This is a genomic window from Actinacidiphila sp. bgisy167, assembly GCF_965342175.1.
In the GTDB taxonomy this organism is placed as follows: domain Bacteria; phylum Actinomycetota; class Actinomycetes; order Streptomycetales; family Streptomycetaceae; genus Actinacidiphila.
The window spans coordinates 1-20,617 of sequence record NZ_CBDRBL010000035.1; the positions used below are offsets into that span (position 1 = coordinate 1).

A 20,617-nucleotide genomic window follows, 5' to 3' on the forward strand; every position below is an offset into this window, starting at 1 on the left:
CCCCCCCCCCCCCCCCCCCCCCCCCCCCCCCCCCCCCCACTTGGGTCCTCAGCGGTGGGGCGGCCGGGCGGTCGATGCTCGGGCGCCCGGCCGCTCAGTCGGCTGCTGCGCGCTCAGTCGCTCAGCCGCTCGCCGGTGGAGGTGGAGAAGACGTGCGTCTCGCCCGCGCGCGGCACGACGTGCAGCACGGAGCCCTTCTCCGGCACCTGGCGGCCGCCGACGCGGATGACCAGGTCCTTGTGCTCGCCGCCGACCTGGGCCGAGCCGTAGACGAAGCCGTCCGCGCCCAGCTCCTCGACGACGTTCACCGTCACGGCCAGACCGGCCGGCTCGTCCTTCGACAGCGCGCCCTCGGCGCTGACGATGTCGAAGTGCTCCGGGCGGACGCCGACGGTGACCGTGCGGTCGCCCTTGTCCGCCGCGGCCTGCACCGCGTCGCGCTCGACCGGGACCACGGCGCTGCCGAACTTCACGCCGCCGTCGGTGATCGGCACCTCGACCAGGTTCATCGCCGGAGAGCCGATGAAGCCCGCGACGAAGAGGTTGGCCGGCCTGTCGTACATGTTGCGCGGGGAGTCGACCTGCTGCAGCAGACCGTCCTTGAGGACCGCCACGCGGTCGCCCATGGTCATGGCCTCGGTCTGGTCGTGGGTGACGTAGACCGTGGTGACGCCGAGGCGGCGCTGCAGCGAGGCGATCTGGGTACGGGTCTGGACACGGAGCTTGGCGTCCAGGTTGGACAGCGGCTCGTCCATGAGGAAGACCTGCGGCTCACGGACGATCGCGCGGCCCATCGCCACACGCTGGCGCTGACCACCGGAGAGCGCCTTCGGCTTGCGGCTCAGGTACTCGGTCAGGTCCAGGATCTTGGCGGCTTCCTCGACCCGCTTGCGGATCTCGGCCTTGTTGACGCCCGCGATCTTCAGGGCGAAGCCCATGTTGTCCGCGACGGTCATGTGCGGGTAGAGCGCGTAGTTCTGGAACACCATGGCGATGTCCCGGTCCTTGGGCGGCAGGTGGGTGACGTCGCGGTCACCGATCCGGATGGCGCCGGCGTTGACGTCCTCCAGGCCGGCCAGCATGCGCAGCGAGGTCGACTTGCCGCAGCCGGAGGGGCCGACGAGGACGAGGAACTCGCCGTCCGCGATGTCGATCTGCAGGGCGTCGACGGCGGGGCGCTCGGACCCGGGGTATATCCGGGTCGCCTTGTCGAACGTGACAGTGGCCATGGTGCACTGGTCCCTTCACCGGCAGGAACGTGCCGGACGATCCGAGTAAAGGAGAAAAGGTCTAGTCCACGGGACGCGGACCTTCCGTGACGTTACCTGGCCCGCCCCGCTTTGTCAGCACCCTCCCGGCCCTCACATCACGGACCCCTCCCCCTCCCCGCCTGGGTACACTTCTCATGGCCCCACCCGCTAGCCGGACACCCCGGAGCGGGGACGGTGCCGTGCCGCCTTAGCTCAGCTGGTAGAGCACCGCTCTTGTAAAGCGAAGGTCGTCGGTTCGAACCCGACAGGCGGCTCCAGTTGGGAGCAGCGACGACGCCCCGGACCGTGATCGGTCCGGGGCGTTCGACGTCCACGGGTGACATCACCGGGGGCGGTCACTCACGGTCGAGGCGGCGCCTCAGCAGACGGTCCATGTGGCTGTTGGCCTCACGCTGTGTGTCCGATGTCACGTGCGTGGAGATGTCCATCGTGATGCTGACCCTGCTGTGGCTCAGGCGCCGGCGGGACGGCGAATCATGTTTGTGGGTGAGCGGTGTCCGAACCTGTCGTTCCTTGGAACGCGAGATCTGACGGTCTCAGTCAAGCGCGTGGGACCTCGTGTCCAACGGACATGAGGGCTGCGCTACCCATCCCCCCAGCGGCGAGTGGCACTTCTACGTCGGGACTGATCATGCTGCCGGGGACATGCGCGACTTCGCCTTGGGCCGCGCGGCCTCCTGGAGGCGGATCCGCTGGGGTGATCCAAGGTGACCGACCGCTCGCATCCACCACGTGCTGCCCATGCCCGCCACCACTCCGATGGCGCAGCCTGGGTGGAAGGGGTTTATCTTCCCGGGCATGGATCATCAGGGGCAGTTTCATGGGGCAGCGCTTGAGTTGGGCTTCCCGGACGACGAGATCAGCAGGTTCGGCCAGCACCTTCGTCTGTCGATCGGGTTGTTCGGGGGTAGTGGTGGTCCTCCGGTCGGGTAGTTCGGTGGGTTGCCCCGGCTGCCGGTGGGCATGAAGTGGCCGTCTGCCGGGGACGTTCCGTTGCCGTTGCTCTTTTCCGTCGATTGCGGGGCGCTGCCGAGAGTCGACGGCTTCGACCTGCCGGCGGACGGGACGCTGCTCTTCTTGGTGCACCAGGAGATCGACCATGAGGACAGGTCCGGGAGGTACGCGCGAGTCGTGTACGTTCCGGACGGCACTGAAACCGCAATCGCGGAGGCCCCCGACTCCGTCTCTGTCCGCGAGCGGTTCGACGTGTGCGCCGAACTCAGAGCCGAACTGCCCCTTTGGCTCGAGGAGGGCGACGAGGGCTGGCACGAGTACTGGGAGGATCTCGATTGGGAGGACATGTCGCCCTTCCAGCAGCAGTTGGTCCGGTACATGGAGCGTGACCTGCCGCACCTGGACGAACTTCGGGCTCTGGCCTACGAGCTCTGGCCGTCTGGCGCCGGCGTCTTCATCGGCGGGTATGCCGATGATGAGGTGATCAACAGCATCGCGGAGCAGACCCTCGCGGGACGCGAGAAGGCAGGCGAAATCCCTGCCATCCCGATTGCGAAATGGTATTCCCACCTGGAGGAGGAAAAGTACCGGCTGACGAGCGAATGGATATCACTCGCGAGGGAATCCCGGGTCTACGAAGAGCACTACACGAGTTTTGTCATCCGCCACGACGACCTGGCCGCCGCTCGGGTGGACAGGGCGCTGGCCGTGACCACATTCGAGGCCCCGTGACCGGATTCGACACACCTCTACAACCGCGGGGGCTGGCGAATGCCGTTCACAGAGGTCCGGGTCTTGTGCGTAGGTGTTGTACGGGCAGTGCCGTCTCCCGACGGCATCGGTTGACGGCAACAGGCACGTAATGCCGCGACGATCGGCGGAGTCCTCGGGGTGATCTCCGCGATCGCAGCCTCACTGCAGCCAGTCTTGGGCAAGGGGTGGTACGGCTTCCTGACATCGCCAGGCGACATCACCGCGGGCGCACTTCGCCGGCCCCACCCTCCCCCCAGCGCTTCTTCGGCTACCCGCCGGCGGACGAGTCGAGGTTCAGCCATGTACTCGTCTGTGATGGTGACATCGATGTCATCGCCGGGAAGCTCGCGGCGCTGGGCCCGGTCGCCGTCCTCGCCGGTAAGGAGACCGGCGTCGAACTCGCCGACGCGCTCTCACAGATGCTCGGACTGGCGTCCAACGGCACCGCGCTCAGTGCGGCACGACGGGACAAGTACCTCCAGATCGAGCGCCTCAAGGAGTGCGGCGTCCCCGCGAGCAGCCAGATCCGGACGGGAGACGAGGACGAACTGCGGGCCTGGCACGAGGCACGTGGCGGCAGGGTGGTGATCAAACCGCTGCGCAGCCACGCGGGCGACGGCGTGTGGTTCTGCGACACGCCCGACGACTCGGCTGCCGCGCTGCGGAGCCTGCGGGCAAGGAACACCGTCATCGGTGATCCGATCACCCATGTGGTGGCGCAGGAGTACCTGGTCGGCACCGAGTACATCGTCAACACGGCCAGCTGCGAGGGTGTGCATCAGGTCACCGATGTGTGGCGGACCGAGCGCATCACCGCCAACGGAGTGCTCGACCTGGTCGTGGCGCAGGTGCTGATGCGGGCGGACGAGCAGCCCGCGGACGAACTAGTCCCCTACGCCTTCCGCACGCTCGACGCCCTCGGCATCCGCCACGGGGCCGCGCACCTGGAGATCAAGATGACGCCCGCCGGCCCGCGCCTCGTGGAGGCCGGCGCCCGAGCGTCCGGACTGCCGTACTACGTCGGGGAGGTCCTGGGCGAGGGGCAGATCGAGTGGTCGGTGGACGCCTACGTCCGGCCGGAGCGCTTCCACGAGCGGGTGGGCAGGCCGTATGTGCGGCGGCACGCCTTCGCGTGGGCGGCGCTGGTCTCCCCGGCGTCGGGCAGGCTGCTTGGCTACCGCGCCCTGGACCAGGTGCGGGCGCTGGAGAGCTTCCGCGACCTGACCATGGTCGTCAGCCCCGGTGAACGGATCGCGGCCACCACCTACGACCTGGAGTATCCCGCGACGCTCACCCTGTCCCATCCGGTGGACGCCGTCCTGCAGCGCGACCTGCACACGCTCCGGTATCTGGACGGCCCCGGCATGTACGAGATCGCCCCGCAGTAGCGGCGCCGCTCCTGCGAGCCTCTCCTCGCCGCGAGGCACGGTCCGCCGCCGACTCGGACCAGTGGGCCTCAGCGGCGGGGCGCCCGTCTATCCGCGTGGCCTCCAAGGCACGGCACATGGCTGAAGGGGTGCCCGCCCGCGAGGGCGGGCACCCCTCGCGGGTCAGCGGACGGTGACCTGCGCCGTGCCCGTGACGCCGCCGCTGGCCACCGTGATGGTCGCGGTGCCGGAGCGGTGGGCGGTCAGGGCGCCGGTGGACGGGTCCACCGAGGCGACCTTGGGGTTGCTCGAGGTCCAGACGTGGGACGCGGGGTCCGCGATCGGGATGCTGAGCGGTGCGATGTTGTCACCGGCGATCTGGTCGCCGGTCGCGGTCAGGGTGACGCGGTCGCCCCGGGCGATCGGGTCCTTGGGGGCGGTGACCTCGATCGTGGCGAGCGCGGGCTCGACGGTGAACTGGAGGTCGCCGTCGGAGCCGATCCGGATCAGCCCGAAGTGGTAGAAGCCGCCCTGGTCCGCCGGGGCGTACGCGGGCATGCCGAGGTCCGCGAAGGTGAACTGCGGGATGCCCCCCTCGGCGGTGGTGACGCTCTCGCCCTCGGGGTTGAGGATCTGCTCGGCGAAGCCGCGCGCGTGGCCGTACATCATGATCACGTGCTGCTTCGGATGCGTCTGCTGGTAGCGCTGCACCAGCCGCAGGTACATCCGCGCCTCCCAGCGGTCCGTGAACTGGCTGTTCGCGGCCGGGTGCGGGTCGTAGGCGGGCATGTGGGTGATGACCAGCACGTCCTTGGCGGTGGTGTCCGTCAACTGCTGGACCAGCCACGGGTACTGCACGCCCTCGGGGTTCTGGAACGGGTCCGAGGACTGCAGACTGCCGTGCGAGTTGTCGGTGACGATCATCCGCGCCGAGCCCTGGCTGTACGCGTAGTGCGTGTCGCCGAAGGTGTCGCTGTAGTTGCCGTTCTCGGAGTCGGCGCCCTGGGTGATCTCGTGGTTGCCGACGATGTCGCGCTCGGGGATGCCGAGGGCGTCCATCTTCGACTTCGCGTACTGCAGGTCCACGAGCTTGCCGTCGTCCGCCATGTCGCCGAGGAACTGGGCGGCGTCCGGCCGGGCCTGCGGGGTGAGGGTGGGCAGCCGCTTCGCGACGGAGTCCATCACGTTGCTGCTGACCGAGCCGGGGTCCGAGGCGAGCAGGTGCGCGTCGTCGCCGGCGAGGAGGGTGGTGCCCTTCTTGGCGAAGTCGGCGGAGTCCTCCTCGTACGACAGCCACTTCGGGTTGTCCGGGACGGCGTGGTACTCCGGCGCCACGACCGGCCGCGGCGAGTACAGCGCCTGCAGCCCGGCGACGTTGAGGGAGCCGCTGTAGGCGGTGCTCGGGCTGATCGCCAGAAAGTCGACGAAGCTGATCGTCAGCGGGAACTGCATGCCGGCGGGCAGCTGGGCGACGGCCAGGTGCCAGTCCTTCCACGTGACGTACGTCGGGTACAGCGTCGTGGACGTGCCGTTGACGCCGATGTACTTCTCGGCGAGCTCGATGCCGTTGCCGTCGCCCTTGATCCAGACCCCGATCCCGGTGGGCACCTGGCCGTTGTCCGTGTCGGTCTTCAAGGTGACGCGGGGCGACAGCACCAGCTGCTTGACGCCGGAACCGGCCGGCATCGAGTAGTCGAGCCGCAGCGATCCCGACTCTGTCGAACCAGGCGGGACGACGCCGGGGTCGGCCGTCAGAGTGGCCGGGTTTCCGGTGGTGTTGTTGCTGAGCCGCCACACGTCGAGGCTGGTCATCGGGTCGATGACCTTGCTGACGCTGCCTACGGCGATCGACGTGGTGGCGGTGGCGCCGGCGACCTTCGCGGTCACCTCTGCGAGGCCGCCGTGGTCGGCGCCGGCCGTGAACAGGCCGTGCGCGTCGACGGTGCCCAGGTCCTCCGGGGTCACCTGCCAGGTGGCCGCCTCGGCGGGGATCTGTACTTCCTCGCCGCCCTTGACGGTGCCGGAGAGGGTCAGTTGCTGGGTGGCGCCGTTGTCGAGGTCGGCCTTGTCCGGCGAGACCGTGAGGCTGTCCAGCGTGCTCACGACCCGGAGCTTCACCGAGGTCGAGGCCTTGCCGTCGGAGGCGATGATCCGGCCGGTGCCCGCGCGGTGCGGGGTGAGCCTGCCGTTCTCGTACGACGCGAGGGAGGAGGGCTCGACGCGGACGTCGATCCGGCCGGCCGCCGGGTTGGCGTACCGGTCGACGGCGTGGACCGGGAGCGGGACGGAGCCGCCGGCGACCGTGGTGACCTGCTCCCCGTCGTTCACGACGACCTCGACGGCCGGTCCGGCCTCCTTGGCGGTCGAGTAGAAGAAGATGCCGTTGGCGACCGGGCGCTCGGTGTTGCCGGGCTGGTCGGAGGGCGTGTTGACGATCTCGGCCTGGTCGGCGCCGGGGGCGCGGCTGACCATGCCGGTGGAGCCGCCGCCGTCGAAGAGCATGGCGCTGTAGGCGCCGTGGGCGGCCATGTAGCCCGCGACCTGGTCGCGGGTCATGCCGAAGGCCCTGGCCGTGCCGCCCTGGCCGTCGACGGCCACGACGATGGCGTGCTTGCCGTCCTTGGTGATGCCGACCGCGGTCTCCGGGTTGGCGCCGCTCGGCGGGGTGCCGGTCGGGTCCTTGTAGACCTTGCCGTCCTTCATCAGCGTGTCGACGCCGCTGATCAGCTGCGTGACATCGTTATCCGGCGAGAGCCGGGTGGCGATGCCCACCCGGTCGCCGCCGTGCAGGGTGTCGGCAAGCCACTGCCCGCCGGCGCCGGCGCCGAGCAGACCCAACTGGTCGGCGGAGAGCCGCGGCACGGTCGTGACCCCGGTGCGCACGTCCTCGACGACGAACCCGCCCTCGGTGACGTGGCCGAGCACCAGGGTGGAGGGCGAGGCAAGGCCGGGGGTCTCGCCGAGGTCGGGGGTGACCTCGGTGATGCCGCCGGACGCCAGGTCGTTCACGGTGTTCAGCGAGGTGAGCGCGCGGGTCGCGGAGCCGGCGGTGATCGTCCCGGAGAAGGTCTCCGGGCCCATGACCATGGTGCCGTCGGGCTTGACGCCCAGCTGGGAGGCGAAGCCGGGCTTCGGGCTCTTCAGCAGCCGGCCGTCGGTCATGATGCCGCCGAGCGGGCGACCGCTGGCGTGGATCTCGAAGTAGTCGCCGTTGACGCCGGCCACCGCGTGGGTGCGGTGGGCCATCGAGGAGGGGGTCTCGTCGGCGGGGTTGGTGAGGGTGGCGCCGGCCTCGACCATGCCGACCCGGAGGTTCGGGTCGCCGAGGTCGGCGTCGAGCACCTGGATGTGCTGCCGGCCGCCTACGGTGTCGTACGTCTCGCTGTAGTGCCGCAGGCCCTGTGTGACGGTCTCGGCCGGGGTGCGGTCGTAGTCCACCACCAGCGGCCAGTTCTGCGGCGTCTGCGGCAGCCAGTCAGGGTCGGCCGTGCGCCCGAGGGGGGCGTCGTCCCCGGTGGGGCCGGAGGCGGTGGCGGCACCGGTGACCGCACCGGTCAGTGCCAGTGCCAGCGCGGTGACCACGGCGGTCCGGCGCGTGCCGGAACCCGCGGTTCGCTTCCCGCGAAGTGTCATTGGGTCTTCCTTACGGGTGAGGGGCCGGCTGGTCGCCGGCCCGTGTCCACCCGACACCCGTCAGGCGAAGCCCGGATGACGGGTCGGGGGCCCGCGGGTGACCCAAGGGGGGTGAAGGGTTATGGATTCGGTCAAGTCGCCTCCGCCCGCCCCCCGTCTCGCTCCCCGTTCCCCGGTTCCCTCGCCCCGGCCTGGCGGCGGATCGGGGCGGTCCGCTGGTTCCCGTGGCGGCTCCGGGGACCAGGCGTGGCGTCCCGTCACCAGGGGGTGGGCCCCGGGGGCGCGACGACCGGTGGACGGTCGTCGCAGGTGATGGTGGTGGGGAGTTGCCACGCGCCCAGCCAGGTGCCCGTGGCGCCGCCGCCGTCGTTGCCGCCGGGGTCGGTCAGGGAGAACTCGGAACCTCCGGCGGGGAAGTTGAAGGACCCGCAGTTGTTGACCCCGACCGCGCCGACGTTGCGGGCGTTGCCGCTCTTCTCCGACCACATCGCCAGCCCGTCGTCGCCGGAGTTGCGGACGACGTTGTTGCGGACGAGCCAATCCGTCGCGCCGGTGTGGAAGTTGAGGCCGTCGGCGATCTGGTCGGTGATGACGCTGTTCGTGATCCGCAGATTCGACATCGGGCCGTCGAACCACATGCCCACCTTGGTGTGGTGGATGTAGAGGCCGTCGATGGTGGAGTCGCTCATCGCCCTGCCGACGCCGTTCACCTGGTCGGTGTCGATGCGTTCGCGGACGTCGCCCTCGATGGCGAAGCCCGACAGATGGACGTTCCGGCTTCCGCCGTCCGACGCGTCCTTGCCGTAGAAGCCGACGCCGGTGTGGACAGAGCCATCGGGAGCCGGAGAGCCCAGGTCGGCCGGAATCGGACATGTTCCCTCGGGTTCCGCTCCGCCCCCTCGGGGCTCCGCTTCCTCCGCCATGATCGCCGACGTGGCGTGGCCGACCCGGGAGCCGCTGACCGGTCCGGCGGGAGGGGCGGCCGCCGGTGCTTCAGGCGGGCGCCGGTCCGGGCGGGTGCCGCAGACCGTAGGCGGTGAGGGGTTCGAGGGCGGTGAGGAGTTCCCTGCCGCGGGCGGTGGGGCGGTACATGATCTGCACCGGGGTGCTGGGGACGACCTCGCGGCCGATGAAGCCGAGGTTCTCCAACTCCTTGAGGCGCTGCGAGAGCAGCCGGTCGGAGATGCCCGGCACCATACGGCGGAAGTCGGTGAAGCGGCGGGCACCGCGGGAGGCCGCCAGCAGGACGGCGCCGGTCCAGCGCCGGCCGACCTGCTCCAGTACGGCCTGGAAGGCGGCGCACGCCTCGGCGTCGATGTCGTCGGGTGCGGGGCTGTCTCCGGAAGTCACTTACCTGAGATTAGCAGCTCACCCCTGTCTTTGCCGGAGGCGTCGGGCCCCCGACGCTGAAGACATGGACACCACCGACCGTGCACAGCGGCTCCGCTTCGGGCTGAGCCTCGACCCGGACGCCGGACGGCTGCCGGAGACACTGGAGCTGGCCGCCGCCGCGGACGCCGCGGGGCTGGAGCTGCTCGCCCTGCAGGACCACCCGTACCAGCCCGGACATCTCGACGCGCTCACGCTGTCCGCCATCGTCGCGGCCCGCACCTCGCGCATCTCGGTCTTCACCGACGTCGCCGACCTCCGGCTGCGGCCCCCGGTCATGCTGGCCAAGACCGCCGCGAGCCTGGCCGCGGCCTTTGGCGGGCGGTTCCAGCTGGGCGTGGGCGGCGGTGGGATACCGGAGGCGATCGGCTCGATGGGGGCGCCGCCGATGCCGCCCCGCGAGGTGGTCGCGTACACCGAGGAGTCGTTGCGGCTGCTGCGCGCCGCCCTGGACGGCGGGCCCGTGCGGCACCGCGGCACGGTGCTGACGGTGCCCGGCTACCAGGCCGGCCCGGTGCCGCCGCGCCGGGTCGAGCTGTGGCTCGGCGGGCAGCGGCCGCGGATGCTGGCGGTGGCGGGGCGGGCGGCGGACGGCTGGATCTCGCCGCTCAACATCTATGTGCCGCCCCGGGAGGTGCCGGAGCGCCAGCGGATCGTCGACGAGGCCGCCCGAGCCGCCGGACGCGATCCGGCGGACGTCCGGCGCATCTACAACGTGATCGGGGTGATCGGCGGCTCCGGCGCCCCCGGCCTGAACGGGGACGTCGGCCGGTGGGTCGACACCCTCGCCGAGTGGGCGACCGAGCTGCGCTTCGACACCTTCGTCTTCTGGCCCGTCACCGCTCACCGGCGGCAGATGGAGGTCTTCGCCCGCGAGGTCGTGCCCGCCGTCCGCGAGCGGGTGGCCCGGTGACGCCCGGCCGCGGCGCGGCCCCGGCGGCCGCGGCCTTCGCCGTGCCCGCCGACCTGGCCGGGCACACCGTGCTCCCCGGCGACCCCCGCTACCCGCTGCTGCGCTCCACCTACACCACCGTCGCCAGCCCCGCGGCCGTGGTCCTCGTGCGCGGGCCCGGCGACATCGCGGCCGCCCTCGCGGCGGCACGGGCGCAGGGCCTGCCCGTCTCCGTGCGCTCCGGCGGCCACGGGCTGTCCGGCCGGTCCTCCAACGACGGTGGCGTGGTCGTCGACCTCTCCGGGATCGACGAGGTCCGGGTGCTCGACCGCGAGACCCGCCTGGTGCGGATCGGGGCGGGCGCCCGCTGGGGCCGGGTGGCCGCCGCGCTCGCGGCGCACGGGCTGGCCGTCAGCTCGGGCGACCACGGCAACGTCGCGGCCGGCGGCCTCGCCACCGCGGGCGGCATCGGCTGGCTCGCCCGCACGTACGGCCTCACCGTCGACCGGGTCCGCGCCGTCGAGCTCGTCCTGGCCGACGGGACCGCCCTGCGCGCCGACGCCGCGCGGCACCCCGACCTGTTCTGGGCGGTGCGCGGGGCGGGCGCGGGGGTGGGGATCGTGACCGCCTTCGAGATCGAGGCCATGGAACTGGGAGAGATCGGCGTGGCCCAGCTGGTCTTCGAGGCCGATCGGGCGGGGGGCGCCCTCGCCCAGTGGGCGTCCGCGATGGCCGCCGCGCCGCGCACCCTCACCTCCGCCGCCCACCTCCTTGCCAACGGGCCGGCCCTGGCGCTCTCGGTCACCGTCGCCGCGGCCGACGACGATCCGGGCCGCGTCCGCGAGGCCCTCGGCCCCCTGCTGTCCGGGCCGCACCGCCCGCTGCAGGCGACGGCGCAGTTCGTTCCGTACACCGCGCTGGTCTCCACCGCCCACCAGCACGCGAACACCGGTCAGCAGCCGGTGGTGAGCACCAATTCGCTGCTGCCCGCGATGCCCCGGGACGCGGCACGCGCCGTCATGGCGGCCGCCGTCGACCGGCGGCGGCCCGCCTTCGTCCAGCTGCGCTCGCTCGGGGGCGCGATCGACGACCTTGCGGCCGACGCCACCGCCTACGCCCACCGCGGCGCGCAGGTCCTGGCGCAGGGCAACCTCTTCCCTCCGCACGGAGAGGACGACCTGCACCGCCTGTGGGCGCCGGTCCGCGAGCTCGGCACCGGCGGTTATGTGAACTTCGACAGCGGCACCGGCCCCGGCGTCTTCGACCGCGCCTACCCCGGCGCCACCGGCGTGCGGGTGCGCGAGCTGTGGCGGCGCCACGACCCGGAGGGCGTGCTGCGCCCGCTCAGCCTCCACTGACCGGGCCGGGGCCGGCCGGGGCCGGGCAGGGGCCGGTCCGGTGCCGGGGCCGGGTTCCAGGGCCGCGGTTCTCTCGTAGCTCAGGTTGCCGGCCGGGCCGAACACGTGGAGACGGATGGCGTGCGGTGCCTCCCCCTGGACACGGAACGGTGGGCGGTCGGATGATCCGCACCGCCCACCGTTCAACCTCGAGCGTGATTGAGGTCAAGCGGTCGCACCGGTCGAGCAGGTCGCGTACGCCGGACAGGTCGCGCAGGTCGCGCAGGTCACGCGGTCACGCGGTCACGCGAGGAGCTTCATCTTCGCCCTGGTGTACTCCTCCTCGGTGATGTGGCCCTGGCTCTTGAGCTCGGCCAGCTTGGCCAGCTGGTCGACGTTGCCGCCCGCGGCCCCGCCGTCACCCGAGGCGGCCTCCCGCACGTACTGCCGGAAGGCCGCGTCCATCTCCTTGGCCTGCTTGCGGTCCCGCTCGGCCATCCCCTTGCCCCTGGCGATGACGTAGACGAGCACGCCGATGAAGGGGAGGAAGATCAGCAGGATGATCCAGCCGGCCTTGGCCCAGCCGCCCACCTCGTGGTCGCGGAAGAGGTCGCCGATGATCCGGAAGAGCAGGAAGAACCACAGCACCCAGCAGAAGATCAGGAGCATCGTCCAGAACAGGTTCAGCAGAGGGTAGTCGTCCATGCCCCAAGGGGACGGCGGGCGAGCGTCTCCCGCATGCCGGATAGCGCCATTCGGGTTACGGGCGGGGGAAACGCGCCGCCAATTCCCAGATCACGGGGTTGGCGTCCAGGCCGTCGTGCATGTCGGTCAGGTCGGCGATCAGGTCGTGCAGGAAGTCGCGGGCCTCGCGGCGCAGCTCGGCGTGGGCGAAGGAGAGGGGACGCTCGTCCGGCGCCCAGTCCGCGACGACGTCGACGAAGCCGAAGCGGCGCTGGAAGCGCAGCCGGTCGGTGGACTCGGTGAAGTCCAGCTCGGCGTACTGGGGGCGGGCGGCGCGGCTGCCGAGCGGATCGCGGTCCAGCAGCTCGACGATGTCGCACAGGGCCCACGCGAAGTCGAGTACCGGAACCCATCCCCAGGCTGTGGACAGTTCGCGGTCGGCCGTCACGTCCGCCAGGTAGACGTCCCCGCAGAACAGGTCGTGGCGCAGCGTCCGCACGTCGGCGGTGCGGTAGTCGGTCTGCGGGGGGTCGGGGAAGCGGCGGGACAGCGAGTAGCCGAGGTCGATCACCCGCCGATGGTACGGGCCCCGGCGGCAGGTCCTTGTGATGACGGGGCTGGGGCGGCCCGTCTGCCGGTCCTCGCGATGGCCGCTCACGCGACGGGCCGGCGTCCGCCGGAAAGCCGGCGCGCCGGTTCCGTCGAGCACCGCCACGCGCACGCCGTCCGTCCCCGCGCGCTCAGCCGCCGCTCGCTCGGCCCGGCGAGTCCGCGTACCGGGCCCCGAGCGGTGCCGCCGCCGTGCACCACCGGCAGGCCGATGAAGGGGTACGGGTCGAGCGGGAGCGGTGCTCGGCCTGGGTGACGGCGATGCGGCCGCGCCCCGTCGGCTCGGGTCCCGGGCGAGCAGCACGTCCATGGCGGGGTGTGCGAGTCCGGCGTCGACGCTGCTCGCGACCTGCTCCGCGGAGGCCGGGTCGGAGTCGTACAGCTGCGTCAGGCGGCCAGGACGCCGGGAGGGAGGGAGCCGCCCACCGGCGCGAGGGGTTCGAGCACCGGTGCCCCGCACGCCGGTCGCGTGCGGGGCATGGGCGCCCTCTTGAGCGGGGCTCGTCAGGCGGGCCCGGGCCCGTTCGGCGTCAGATGCCGACGCCGAAGTCGGTGGCGATGCCGGCGAGGCCCGAGGCGTAGCCCTGGCCGACCGCGCGGAACTTCCACTCGGCGCCGTTGCGGTAGAGCTCGCCGAAGACCATGGCGGTCTCGGTGGCGGCGTCCTCGCTGAGGTCGTAGCGGGCGAGCTCTGCGCCGCCGGCCTGGTTGACGATGCGGATGTAGGCGTTGCGGACCTGCCCGAAGTTCTGGCTGCGGGTCTCGGCGTCGTAGATGGAGACGGGGAAGACGATGCGCTCGACGTCGGCCGGCAGGCCCGCCAGGTTGACGTTGATCGCCTCGTCGTCGCCCGCGCCCTCGCCGGTGCGGTTGTCGCCGGTGTGGACGATGCTCTGGTCCGGCGTCTGCTTGTTGTTGAAGAAGACGAAGTAGGCGTCCGCGTAGACCTTGCCGCTCGGGTTGAGCGCGATGGCGCTGGCGTCGAGGTCGAAGTCGGTGCCGGTGGTGGTGCGGACGTCCCAGCCCAGGCCCACCGTGACGGCCGTCAGGCCCGGTGCTTCCTTGGTGAGCGAGACGTTGCCGCCCTTCGACAGGCTTACAGCCATGGGGGTCCCCTCCGTGATGTCGGTCAATCGTGCCGACGACGACGCTACCTTCCAACGGGAGAACGTCGTGAGAGGCCGGCATGGTTCCTTTGCGGCGAAAACCGTCTCCGCGGCCATGTCCCGGAAAATCCCGTGACTCCGGTGGACGGCGGGGGGATCATGGGACGCATGTCAGGGCCGCCCCCACTCGTCGTCCGCGGCTCGGTCTGCCTGCCGGAGACCGAGCTGATGTGGCGTTTCTCCCGGTCGTCCGGACCGGGCGGCCAGCATGTGAACACCTCCGACAGCCAGGTCGAGCTGCGCTTCGATCTCGCCAATTCCGACGCGCTGCCCCCGGTGTGGAAGCAGCGCGCCCTCGAGCGGCTCGCCTCCCGCCTGGTGGGCGGCGTCCTGGTGGTACGGGCCTCCGAGCACCGCTCGCAGTGGCGCAACCGGGAGGCGGCGATGACCCGCCTGGCCGCGCTGCTCGCCGAGGCCACGGCGCCGCCGCCCAAGGCGCGCCGGCCCACGAAGATCCCGCGCGGCATCAACGAACGGCGGCTCAGGGAGAAGAAGCGCCGCGGCGACACCAAGCGCGGCCGTGATCCGCGGGGCTGGTCCTGAGCCGGCGCGGCGTCGTCCAGGCCGCAGCGAAGGCCCCGGCCCCCGCGGCAGGGTCTCAGCCGAGGTGCCGGTAGCGGCCCCGGAAGTACAGCAGGGGCGCCCCGTCGGCGCTGGGCGTGCGCGCGGTCAGCACGCGGGCGATCACCAGGGTGTGGTCCCCGGCCGGGACGCGCTGCTCGGTCTCGCACTCGAGCACGGCCAGGCCGCCGCCGAGGATCGGCGCGCCCGAGGCCTCGCCGCGGTAGTAGGCCACGTCCTCGAAGAGGAGCCGGTCGCTGACACGGCCGCGCATGGCGAAGCGCCCGGCGATGTGCCGCTGGCTCTCGCTCAGCACGGACACCGCCCAGCGCCGCCGGCGCTCCAGCAGTTCGTCCATGCGCGACCCCTCGCGCAGGCTCACCATCACCAGCGGCGGCTCCAGGGAGACCGAGACGAACGCGGTCGCGGTCATGCCGACGTCCTCCCCTCGCGGGCCGTCCTCGGGGTCGTGGGCCGTCACCAGGACGACCCCCGAGGCAAGGCGGCTCATGGCGGCGCGGAAGGCATCGCCGTCCACACCGGACGAAGTTGGCTCGGAACCGTCGGGCACGGTCCCAGGATGCGGGATGCGGGGCGCGGAGGTGATTGACTGTGACACGCCCCGACGCTAACCGGACTGCCGCACCACCCGCATCGGACTTCGGATCGAGCCAGGTCCTAGGACTCCCCGTCCGCTCCCGCCTCCGGGCGCACCACCCCCCCCGCTCACCTGCTCGATTGTGTTCAAAGGGTGAAGGGATCGAGGCGGCCTGACCCCGCTGTGTGATCGGAACACGACAATCAGGTGTGACTTGAGTCACAAGGGCCACGAATTGTTGACCCTGTGTACCGGGCGAACTGCTCGCTGTGATTCAGTTGCTGAGGGATTTGGACCACAACGGATCACAAGCAGTCTCAGGAGTTGTCGTCGAGGGCCCGGGAGAGCGCATGGACACCGAGTCGGAGCCGTATGTCCGCCTCGCGACCCTGCGCCAGGTGCACCAGGTGGTGGCGGAGCTCAACTGCGCGCGCAGCCTCGCCGACACCCTGCAGGCCGTGGCCGACGGCGTCGTCAAGGGCCTCGGCTTCCAGCTGGCGGTGGTCAATCTCGTCCGCCCCGACGGCGACCTGGTCGTCGCCGCCGTGTCCGGGAGCGCCGCCGCGGAAGCCCTGATGGCGGGCCGGGTCGGCTCGCGCGCCTCCTGGGAGCGCCGGCTGTCGATGGGGGAGCGGTGGGGCGCGCTGCGCTTCATACCCCACTACCAGGGCTGGGTTTTGGACGGCGACGACGTCCCGTGCTGGCCCGGCGACGGTCCCCCGCCCCGCTTCCCCGACGAGTGGCACCCCGAGGACCGCCTCCTCGCCCCGATGTACACCAACCCGGCCGGCGGCGGCGAGCTGCTCGGCGTGATCTCCGTCGACCGCCCCGCCGGTGGCCGCCGGCCCGGCCCCTGGGGCCGCGAGGCCCTGCAGATGTACGCCTTCCAGTCGTCCATCGCCATCAGCAACGCGCGTCTGCGTGCCAATATGCAACGCGCACTGGTCCGCCTGGAACGCGAGCAGCAGGCGCTGCGGGCCAGCGAGGAGAGTTTCCGCCAGGCCTTCGAGTACGCGCCCAGCGGCATGGCCATCGCGGAGATGGGCGGCGACCAGAACGGCAAGCTGATCCGCGCCAACGACGCGCTGTGCCGGCTGCTCGGCCGCCCCGCCGCGGCACTGCGCCGGCAGTCCTTCTCCGACCTCGTCCATCCCGAGGACGTCGGCGTCATGCTGCGCACCAGCGCCGAGGGCGGCCGCGCCGAACTGCGGCTGCAGCGCCGCGACGGCAGCTACGTCTGGGTCAGCCTGCGCAATTCCGTCGTCGCCGACACCGCCGACGGCCCGCGCTATCTGCTCACCCACGTCGAGGACATCGAGGAACGCAAGGGCCGCGAACTCGCCCTCGCCCACCGCGCCAGCCACGACTCGCTCACCGGCCTGCCCAACAGCGCCGAACTGCGCGCCCGGCTGTCCGCCAGGCTGTGCGCGCGCCCGCAGGCCACGGACACCGGCGGCCACGCCGCCGCCGACGCGAGCGCCGACGAGTTCGCCTACACCCACGACTACGCCACGGTCGTGAGCGCCGCCCCGCTCCTCGGGAACTTCGACCACCACACCCACACCGTCCCGCCGTCCGACGGCCGGAACGGCGGCAAGGGCCTGGCCGTGCTCTTCTGCGACCTGGACGGTTTCAAGTCGATCAACGACCGCTTCGGCCACCACACCGGCGACGCCGTGCTCATCGAGGTCGCCCGGCGTCTCACCGGGGCGGTACGGGACGGCGACACGGTGGCCCGCCTCGGCGGCGACGAGTTCGTCGTCCTCGCCGACGGCCTGGGCCGCGAGGACGCCGAGGACCTCGCCGTCCGCCTGCGCAACGCGATCATCCCGCCGATCCGCTTCGAGGGCCGCGCGCTCCGCGTCGGCGCCAGCTTCGGCATCGGCTGGGCCGGCTGCGGCATGACCGCGGACGAGGTGCTGCAATCCGCGGACCAGCGCATGTACATGGAGAAGCGCGCCCGCGGCGGCGCGCGGGGTCACCGCCGCGCCGCCGGCTGACCCTCCCGGCGGGCGTACCGCGTACGGCGTGGCGCCCGCCGTACGACAAAGGGCGCGCCTCCACCTTGGGGAGTACCCGGGATCGCTCCTCCGGTTGACTCCCGCACGCATCGCGGATGCCTACGCTGGGTGACGTGCAGCGTCTCTACGACTTCCTCCGCAGGCACCCGACCTGGGTCGACAGCTTCTGGGCTCTCGTCCTGCTCGGGATCTCCGCCCTGTGGGTCGTCGTCGACGCCGTGCACACGCATCACCTACGGGTCGCCGCCGTGCCGCTGGTGCTCGCGCTGTGCGTCGTGGCCGCGCTGCGCCGCCGCATGCCGGAGAAGATGCTGCTGCTCGCGGTGCTTGCCGGGGTGATCCAAATGGTGCTGGACGTGCCGATCAACCCGGGCGACTTCGCCATGCTGCTGATCGTCTACACCGTCGCGGCCAACGGCGCCCGCTGGGCGTCCAGGCTCGCCCTCGCCGGGGGCCTGCTCGCCTCTCCCCTCTCCACCCTGCGCTGGCCCGACGAGAGCCAGGGCCGCTTCGCCGACGCCGTGGCGACGGTCTTCCTCGCCATCCCCTTCCTGCTGGCCTGGGTGATCGGCGACAGCCTCCGCACGCGCCGCGCGTACTACGCCGAACTGGAGGAACGCGCCGCCCGCCTGCAGCGCGAACGCGAGGCGCAGTCCAGGGCCGCCGTCGCCGCCGAGCGGGCCCGGATCGCCCGCGAACTGCACGACGTCGTCGCCCACAACGTCTCGGTCATGGTCGTCCAGGCCGACGGCGCCGCCTATGTGCTGGACGCCTCCCCCGAGCAGGCCAAGCAGGCCCTTGAGACCATCTCCACCACCGGACGCCAGGCCCTGACCGAGATGCGCCGACTGCTCGGAGTGCTGCGGGCCGGCGACGGCGACGGCGGCGAGTACGTGCCGCAGCCCGGCGTCGACCAGCTGACCGACCTGATAGAGCAGGTCCGGGGCGCCGGGCTGCCGGTCGCCTTCGAGGTCGAGGGGGAGTCCCGGCCGCTGGCCAGCGGCGTCGAGCTCACCGCCTACCGCATCGTGCAGGAGGCGCTCACCAACACCCGCAAGCACGGCGGCCCCGAGGCATGCGCCAAAGTCCGGCTCACCTTCGGCGACAGCGACCTCAGCCTGCTCATCGAGGACGACGGCCGCGGCGCCCAGCAGGAGCTCTACGAAGGCGGCGGCGAGGACGGCCAGGGCCAGGGGCTCATCGGCATGCGCGAACGCGTCGGCATGGTCAGCGGCACCCTGGACGCCGGGCCGCGCCCCGGCGGAGGCTTCCGCATCAGCGCGGTGCTCCCGGTGAAGGCCGCGGGCTAGCGGGACACGGACGGCAGACAGAGAGAAGAGGACCGGACCATGGCGATCCGCGTGATGCTCGTCGACGACCAGGTGCTGCTGCGCACCGGCTTCCGCATGGTGCTGCAGGCCCAGCCCGACATGGAGGTCGTCGCCGAGGCCGGGGACGGCGCGGAGGCCGTCGCGACCCTGCGCACCACCGCGGTGGACGTGGTCCTCATGGACGTCCGCATGCCCCGCCTGGACGGAGTCGAGGCCACCCGCCTGATCTGCGGTGCCCCCGACCGCACCCCCGACGACGGCGGGCCCCGCGTCCTCATCCTGACCACCTTCGACCTCGACGAGTACGCCTTCTCCGCCCTCAAGGCCGGCGCGAGCGGCTTCATGCTCAAGGACGTCCCGCCGGACGAACTCCTCGCGGCGATCCGTGCCGTCCACAGCGGCGACGCCGTCGTCGCCCCCAGCACCACGCGGCGCCTGCTCGACCGCTTCACCCCGCTGCTGCCGAGCACGAACCGGGCGACGCACAAGGAGCTGGACCGGCTGACCGACCGCGAGCGCGAGGTGCTGCTGCTGGTCGCCCAGGGACTGTCGAACGGGGAGATCGCGGGGAAGCTGGTGCTCAGCGAGGCGACGGTGAAGACGCACGTCGGACGCATCCTCACGAAGTTGGGTCTGCGGGACCGGGTGCAGGCTGTCGTCCTCGCGTACGAATCGGGCCTCGTCCGTGCGGGGAGCGGCGGGGCCGCCCGGTAGGGGGTCGTGCGCGTGCGGGTCGTGTGTGGTGGCGGTGGGGCTTTTTCGCCGCCACCCACACAGTGCGCACCCCGCACCCCGCGCCCTCCCGCACCCGGCGAGGGCCCCGCAAGCGCGGCGTCACGCCCCCGCGAGGAACCGCGCGAACTCGTCCACCGCTTCGCGCACCGCCGCCGCGTCCCACTCGAGCGCGGAGGCCCCGACCGTGACCTCCGTCATCGCGACCCCCGGCACCTCCGCCCCCGACCAGCGCCCGAAGAGTGCCGTCCTGGTCTCCTCGGCCTGTCGCACCGTGGCCTCGTCGAGGACCTCCGGGGACTCCGCGAGCCACACCTGGAACTGGTGCGTGTGCGGTGTCTCCGGGTGGACCCGGACCCAGCCCAGCCGCTCCGCGAGCGCGTCGCGCAGGGTCGCCGCCACGTCCTTCGCGTGGGCCACGTACTCCGGCAGGCGGGGCAGTTCGCGGTCGAGTCCGTCGAGCGCGGCCAGCACCGCGGGCCACTGCTGGAAGGCCAGCCCGCCGTAGCGGTGCCGCCAGGTGCGCGCCTCGGCGGCGAGGTCGGCCGGGCCCGCCAGCGCGGCGCCGGAGACGCCGCCGAGGGACTTGTAGAAGGAGACGTACACACTGTCGGCGAGGCCCGCGATCTCGTCCAGGGGGCGGCCGAAATGCGGCGGGCACTCCCACAGGCGGGCGCCGTCGAAGTGGACGACGGCGTCGCGCTCGCGCGCCGCGGCCACGGTGGCGGTGAGCTCGTCCCAGGTGGGGAGGACGAAGCCGGCCTCGCGGAGCGGCAGCTCGAGCATGAGCGTGCCGAAGGGCTCGTCCATGCCGCGCACCTCGTCCGCGTCCGGGAGCCGGCGGGCCGTGGTGGGGTGGACGGTCCGCAGCCCGCCCAGCGCGGACAGCGCGCCGCGCTCGTGCACCTCGGGGTGGGCCAGCGGGTGCAGCGCCACGACCGGGTTGCCGGTGCGGCCCGCCCAGCAGCGCAGGGCGACCTGCTGGGCCATCGTCCCGGTGGGGAACCAGACGGCCTCCTCCATGCCCAGCAGCCCGGCCACCCGGCGCTCCAGCACGGAGACGATCCCGTCGCCGTACATGTCCACGGGGCCGTCCAGCTCCTCCCGCTCGGCCAGCGCGGCCAGGCGTTCGCGGATCGTGGCGGGTTTCCCGTGGGAGAGCACGCGGTCGCAGGAGCGTATGGCGGCGATGCGCCGCGCCTTCTCGTCGTCAGCAGAAGTCATGGACCGATCCTGCCGCCTCGAAAGGCGGCGGGAAACATTCGCGTAGCATTGACGAGAACGTCCGGTACCCCCGTGAGGACTGGAACGGAAGGCCA

General features: G+C 72.0%; 16 protein-coding genes, 1 tRNA gene and 1 pseudogene. 9 read left to right on the forward strand and 9 right to left on the reverse strand.

The genetic code is table 11. From position 1 onward, the window contains the following. Positions 1-113: 113 nt before the first annotated feature. Positions 114-1,229 carry an ABC transporter ATP-binding protein gene (locus tag ACRWND_RS15810; protein WP_431949680.1) on the reverse strand — a complete coding sequence of 372 codons (1,116 nt, stop codon included), beginning with the start codon at positions 1,227-1,229 and terminating at the stop codon, positions 114-116. 223 nt (positions 1,230-1,452) lie between these two features. Between ACRWND_RS15810 and ACRWND_RS15815 the strand changes: the two genes are divergently transcribed. The 3 genes from ACRWND_RS15815 to ACRWND_RS15825 all read left to right on the forward strand — a co-directional run bounded on the left by ACRWND_RS15815 (position 1,453) and on the right by ACRWND_RS15825 (position 4,366). Continuing rightward, a tRNA-Thr gene (locus ACRWND_RS15815) sits at positions 1,453-1,528 on the forward strand. 685 nt (positions 1,529-2,213) lie between these two features. Further along, on the forward strand, positions 2,214-2,957 hold the full coding sequence (locus ACRWND_RS15820; RefSeq protein ID WP_431949682.1) for a DUF1963 domain-containing protein: 744 nt from the start codon (positions 2,214-2,216) through the stop codon (positions 2,955-2,957). A 206-nt stretch (positions 2,958-3,163) separates the two neighbouring features. Beyond that, entirely contained in the window at positions 3,164-4,366 is a 1,203-nt protein-coding gene (locus ACRWND_RS15825) for an ATP-grasp domain-containing protein (protein ID WP_431949684.1), read from the forward strand. Between the two features lie 162 nt (positions 4,367-4,528). Here the strand turns inward: ACRWND_RS15825 and ACRWND_RS15830 are convergent, their stop codons facing one another. The 3 genes and pseudogenes from ACRWND_RS15830 to ACRWND_RS15840 all read right to left on the reverse strand — a co-directional run bounded on the left by ACRWND_RS15830 (position 4,529) and on the right by ACRWND_RS15840 (position 9,328). Continuing rightward, positions 4,529-7,978 (reverse strand): phosphodiester glycosidase family protein, encoded by a 3,450-nt coding sequence (locus ACRWND_RS15830; protein ID WP_431949686.1) that lies wholly within the window; start codon positions 7,976-7,978, stop codon positions 4,529-4,531. Positions 7,979-8,235: 257 nt separating this feature from the next. After that, positions 8,236-8,832, reverse strand: a pseudogene (locus ACRWND_RS15835) (hypothetical protein); the annotation flags it as partial. 139 nt (positions 8,833-8,971) lie between these two features. After that, entirely contained in the window at positions 8,972-9,328 is a 357-nt protein-coding gene (locus ACRWND_RS15840) for a winged helix-turn-helix transcriptional regulator (RefSeq protein ID WP_431949688.1), read from the reverse strand. A gap of 64 nt (positions 9,329-9,392) precedes the next feature. Here ACRWND_RS15840 and ACRWND_RS15845 point away from each other — a divergent pair, with 64 nt between their 5' ends. Both ACRWND_RS15845 and ACRWND_RS15850 read left to right on the forward strand, forming a co-directional pair. Beyond that, the gene (locus ACRWND_RS15845; protein ID WP_431949690.1) at positions 9,393-10,280 is read left to right on the forward strand and encodes an LLM class flavin-dependent oxidoreductase; all 888 of its coding nucleotides are present in this window, start codon (positions 9,393-9,395) and stop codon (positions 10,278-10,280) included. Beyond that, the gene (locus ACRWND_RS15850) at positions 10,277-11,617 is read left to right on the forward strand and encodes an FAD-binding oxidoreductase (RefSeq protein ID WP_431949692.1); all 1,341 of its coding nucleotides are present in this window, start codon (positions 10,277-10,279) and stop codon (positions 11,615-11,617) included. Before ACRWND_RS15845 ends, ACRWND_RS15850 begins: the two co-directional genes overlap by 4 nt. Positions 11,618-11,899: 282 nt before the next feature. Here the strand turns inward: ACRWND_RS15850 and ACRWND_RS15855 are convergent, their stop codons facing one another. The 3 genes from ACRWND_RS15855 to ACRWND_RS15865 form a co-directional block, all read right to left on the reverse strand. After that, on the reverse strand, positions 11,900-12,301 hold the full coding sequence (locus ACRWND_RS15855; protein WP_431949694.1) for an SHOCT domain-containing protein: 402 nt from the start codon (positions 12,299-12,301) through the stop codon (positions 11,900-11,902). Between the two features lie 55 nt (positions 12,302-12,356). After that, entirely contained in the window at positions 12,357-12,851 is a 495-nt protein-coding gene (locus tag ACRWND_RS15860) for a hypothetical protein (RefSeq protein WP_431949696.1), read from the reverse strand. Positions 12,852-13,419: 568 nt separating this feature from the next. Next, the gene (locus tag ACRWND_RS15865; RefSeq protein WP_431949698.1) at positions 13,420-13,995 is read right to left on the reverse strand and encodes a TerD family protein; all 576 of its coding nucleotides are present in this window, start codon (positions 13,993-13,995) and stop codon (positions 13,420-13,422) included. Positions 13,996-14,163: 168 nt separating this feature from the next. On the opposite strand from ACRWND_RS15865, the gene arfB reads away from it, so the two are divergent. After that, positions 14,164-14,598, forward strand: a complete 435-nt coding sequence (gene arfB / locus ACRWND_RS15870; RefSeq protein ID WP_431949700.1) for an alternative ribosome rescue aminoacyl-tRNA hydrolase ArfB — start codon at positions 14,164-14,166, stop codon at positions 14,596-14,598. 55 nt (positions 14,599-14,653) lie between these two features. On the opposite strand, the gene ACRWND_RS15875 is transcribed toward arfB, so the two are convergent. Then, on the reverse strand, positions 14,654-15,205 hold the full coding sequence (locus tag ACRWND_RS15875; protein WP_431949783.1) for a flavin reductase family protein: 552 nt from the start codon (positions 15,203-15,205) through the stop codon (positions 14,654-14,656). Positions 15,206-15,564: 359 nt separating this feature from the next. On the opposite strand from ACRWND_RS15875, the gene cdgB reads away from it, so the two are divergent. The 3 genes from cdgB (at position 15,565) to ACRWND_RS15890 (ending at position 19,280) form a co-directional block, all read left to right on the forward strand. Continuing rightward, the gene (cdgB, locus tag ACRWND_RS15880) at positions 15,565-17,214 is read left to right on the forward strand and encodes a diguanylate cyclase CdgB (protein ID WP_431949702.1); all 1,650 of its coding nucleotides are present in this window, start codon (positions 15,565-15,567) and stop codon (positions 17,212-17,214) included. A gap of 134 nt (positions 17,215-17,348) precedes the next feature. Continuing rightward, complete coding sequence (locus ACRWND_RS15885) at positions 17,349-18,545, forward strand: sensor histidine kinase (RefSeq protein ID WP_431949704.1); 1,197 nt, start codon at positions 17,349-17,351, stop codon at positions 18,543-18,545. Positions 18,546-18,584: 39 nt separating this feature from the next. Continuing rightward, positions 18,585-19,280 carry a response regulator gene (locus tag ACRWND_RS15890; RefSeq protein WP_431949706.1) on the forward strand — a complete coding sequence of 232 codons (696 nt, stop codon included), beginning with the start codon at positions 18,585-18,587 and terminating at the stop codon, positions 19,278-19,280. Positions 19,281-19,400: 120 nt separating this feature from the next. Here the strand turns inward: ACRWND_RS15890 and ACRWND_RS15895 are convergent, their stop codons facing one another. Then, complete coding sequence (locus tag ACRWND_RS15895) at positions 19,401-20,522, reverse strand: threonine aldolase family protein (RefSeq protein ID WP_431949708.1); 1,122 nt, start codon at positions 20,520-20,522, stop codon at positions 19,401-19,403. Between the last annotated feature and the right edge of the window lie 95 nt (positions 20,523-20,617).